A 442-nucleotide genomic window follows, 5' to 3' on the forward strand; every position below is an offset into this window, starting at 1 on the left:
GGCCCTTGATGGCCCGCGCGAAGGGAATGATGGCGCCGCCCGATCCCGCCGCGCTCAGGTAGGGTGCGGGCCGCACCACCCGGTCGGTCGCCGTCATCGCGAGCTGGTACCAGGGCCGCACGCGCGGGTCGTAGTGGTCGTTGATGCGCTCGATGGGCCACTGCACGTAGCCGCCCCAGCGCGTTCCCACGTCGAGGTAGCGCATGTTCGGATGGGTGTCGCCGAACTGCTTGAGCAGCGAGAAGATCGACTGCTCCACCGGGCCGTTGGCGTCGGGCGTCATCATGCCGCCGCGCTCCAGGTACGTGGTGAGGCGTTCGTCGGCGGATCGCACCTGCACGGTCTGCGCAAGGTAGTTGAGGTTCTGCTCCACCTCCTTGAAGGTGCCGTCGAGCGACTCGTCCGCCTGGGCGATGCGCGTCCGGCTGGAGCGGGTGAAATC

At 68.6% G+C, this 442-nt stretch carries 1 protein-coding gene; it reads right to left on the reverse strand.

From position 1 onward, the window contains the following. Nucleotides 1–442, reverse strand: a 442-nt coding sequence (locus FHL80_RS27310; RefSeq protein WP_500684526.1) for a PDC sensor domain-containing protein, incomplete at both ends; no start/stop codon positions are given.

The sequence above is a fragment of the Modestobacter excelsi genome (genome assembly GCF_005930495.1).
Classification (GTDB): domain Bacteria; phylum Actinomycetota; class Actinomycetes; order Mycobacteriales; family Geodermatophilaceae; genus Modestobacter; species Modestobacter excelsi.